The sequence below is a fragment of the Pontibacter rugosus genome (assembly GCF_042678745.1).
Lineage (GTDB): Bacteria > Bacteroidota > Bacteroidia > Cytophagales > Hymenobacteraceae > Pontibacter > Pontibacter rugosus.
The window spans coordinates 1-3,231 of record NZ_JBHTLD010000295.1 but is presented as its reverse complement, the minus strand read 5'-3'; the positions used below and the strand labels follow the sequence as shown (position 1 = coordinate 3,231).

The window sequence follows — 3,231 nt, the reverse complement described above, 5'->3', positions numbered from 1 at the left end:
CCTAGCATCTTAGGAGAAAGTTCTTTGACATGATGGGAAAGAGAGAGAATAAGAAATTGACTAGGCCGCAGTAATGCGGCCCAAGTGCGAGAGAGGCGGGCCGGTTGCCTACGGGCGACCGGCCGCAGACGCAGAGAAGGGCGCACGGGGGATGCCTAGGCTCTCAGAGGCGAAGAAGGACGCGACAAGCTGCGATAAGCTTCGGGGAAGGGCACATACCTTTTGATCCGAAGATTTCCGAATGGGGCAACCCACTTGAATGAAGTTCAAGTATCCGTTTACGGAGGCAAACCCGGGGAACTGAAACATCTAAGTACCCGGAGGAAGAGAAAACAAGAGTGATTCCGTAAGTAGTGGCGAGCGAACGCGGAACAGCCCAAACCAGTGCTGTCACGGCAGTGCTGGGGTTGTAGGACCACGTGGTGGGACCAAGTATTGAAGCACAACAGACTGGGAAGTCTGACCATAGGGGGTGATAGTCCCGTGTGCGTAAGCTGCTTGGCCCTAGTGGTATCCTGAGTAGGGCGGGACCGGAGAAATCCCGCCTGAATCCACCGGCACCATCCGGTAAGGCTAAATACTCCTGAGAGACCGATAGTGAACCAGTACCGTGAGGGAAAGGTGAAAAGCACCGTGAATAACGGGGTGAAACAGATCCTGAAACCGTGCGCCTACAAGCGGTCGGAGCTGCTTTGTGCAGTGACGGCGTGCCTTTTGCATAATGAGCCTACGAGTTACTCCTCCCTGGCAAGGTTAAGTGTCTTCGAGGCACGGAGCCGCAGCGAAAGCGAGTCTGAACAGGGCGCGCAGTCAGGGGGGGTAGACGCGAAACTTTGTGATCTACCCATGGGCAGGATGAAGGCTGGGTAAAACCAGTTGGAGGTCCGAACCAGTTTACGTTGAAAAGTATTTGGATGACCTGTGGGTAGGGGTGAAAGGCCAATCAAACTGAGAAATAGCTCGTACTCCCCGAAATGCCTTTAGGGGCAGCGTCGCGGTGGAGTCATGTGGAGGTAGAGCTACCGATAGGACTAGGGGGAGTCACATCCTACCGAATCCTGACGAACTCCGAATGCCACTTGATATACGCGGCAGTGAGGCTCGGGGTGCTAAGGTCCCGGGCCGAGAGGGAAAGAACCCAGACCGCCAGCTAAGGTCCCTAAATTTAGACTAAGTTGAACAAAGGAGGTCCACTTGCTTAGACAGCCAGGAGGTTGGCTTGGAAGCAGCCATTCCTTTAAAGAGTGCGTAACAGCTCACTGGTCGAGCGAGAGGGCATCGATAATAATCGGGCATCAAGTCTAATACCGAAGCTGCGGATTGCACTATGTGCACTGGTAGGGGAGCATTCCAAGGGCGGTGAAGGTGTGCCGGCAAGGCATGCTGGAGCGCTTGGAAAAGCAAATGTAGGCATAAGTAACGATAATGCGGGCGAGAAACCCGCACACCGAAAGACCAAGGTTTCCTGATCAACGCTAATCGGATCAGGGTTAGTCGGGTCCTAAGGGCGAGGCGAAAGCGCAGTTCGATGGACAACTGGTTAATATTCCAGTACCGGCACGTCATAGCGATGCGGTGACGGAGAAGTGAAAGGACGGCGCGCTGACGGAATAGCGCGTTTAAGGCCGTAGGTATTGGACCGGTTGTGAAGTACGCCGGACTAGCTGAAAGCTGAAAGTACTCCAACCCCTCGGGGGCGGAGATCGTCCCTAATCAGGCTCCCTAGAAAACCCGCTAAGCGTTTAAATGTCGTGCCGCCCGTACCGCAAACCGACACAGGTGGTCGAGGAGAGAATCCTAAGGTGCTCGAGTGAATCACGGCCAAGGAACTCGGCAAAATGGCCCTGTAACTTCGGGAGAAGGGGCGCTTCCTCCAGCGATGGAGAAGCCGCAGTGAAAAGGCCCAGGCGACTGTTTAACAAAAACACATGGCTTTGCGAAATCGAGAGATGAAGTATAAGGCCTGACACCTGCCCGGTGCCGGAAGGTTAAGAGGGGATGTCAGCCGCAAGGCGAAGCATTGAATCGAAGCCCCGGTAAACGGCGGCCGTAACTATAACGGTCCTAAGGTAGCGAAATTCCTTGTCGGGTAAGTTCCGACCTGCACGAATGGTGTAACGATCTGGGCGCTGTCTCAGCCGTGAGCTCGGTGAAATTGTAGTCTCGGTGAAGATGCCGAGTACCCGCAACGGGACGGAAAGACCCCATGAACCTTTACTATAGCTTAGCATTGACGCTGGGTAACTCATGTGTAGGATAGGTGGGAGGAGATGAAGCGGCGTCGCCAGGCGTCGCGGATCCGTCCTTGAAATACCACCCTTGAGTTGCTTGGCGCCTAACCTCGTACGACGGGGGACAGTGCTTGGTGGGTAGTTTGACTGGGGTGGTCGCCTCCAAAACAGTAACGGAGGCTTTCAAAGGTACCCTCAGCACGCTTGGTAACCGTGCGCAGAGCGCAATAGCACAAGGGTGCTTGACTGTGAGGCCCACAAGCCGAGCAGGGCCGAAAGGCGGATATAGTGATCCGGTGGTTCCGCATGGAAGGGCCATCGCTCAAAGGATAAAAGGTACTCTGGGGATAACAGGCTGATCTCCCCCAAGAGCTCATATCGACGGGGAGGTTTGGCACCTCGATGTCGGCTCGTCACGTCCTGGGGCTGGAGAAGGTCCCAAGGGTTCGGCTGTTCGCCGATTAAAGTGGCACGCGAGCTGGGTTCAGAACGTCGTGAGACAGTTCGGTCCCTATCTGTTGTGGGCGTCGGAGATTTGAGGGGTTCTGGCCTTAGTACGAGAGGACCGGGCTGGACGAGCCTCTGGTGGACCTGTTGTGGCGCCAGCCGCAGCGCAGGGTAGCTACGCTCGGACGGGATAAGCGCTGAAAGCATCTAAGTGCGAAACCCGCCCCAAGATGAGATCTCCCTTAAGGGCCGTCAAAGACGATGACGTCGATAGGTGGCAGGTGTAAAGGTGGAAACACCAAAGCCGAGCCATACTAATTGCCCGAGCGCGTCGCGCGCGCCGAAAAGCGGCCCGCCGCTCCTCGCTTCGCTCTCTTTCCCAAATCATGTCTACAAGCATCAGGCACGCATAACAGCCGTGCAGACGATAATGGTGGCTATGGCCCCGGTGAGCACCTCTTCCCATTCCGAACAGAGCAGTTAAGCCCGGGCGCGCCGATGGTACTGGGGTCACACCCGGGAGAGTAGGTGGCCGCCAACCCCAACAAAGCGG

Annotated in this window: 2 rRNA genes; both read left to right on the top strand. The window is 55.9% G+C overall.

Going from position 1 to position 3,231, the window contains the following annotated elements:
- Window positions 1-123: 123 nt before the first annotated feature.
- A 23S ribosomal RNA gene (locus tag ACFQ2O_RS20105) occupies window positions 124-3,016 on the top strand.
- A 91-nt stretch (window positions 3,017-3,107) separates the two neighbouring features.
- Window positions 3,108-3,219, top strand: a 5S ribosomal RNA gene (gene rrf, locus ACFQ2O_RS20100).
- Window positions 3,220-3,231: the final 12 nt, after the last annotated feature.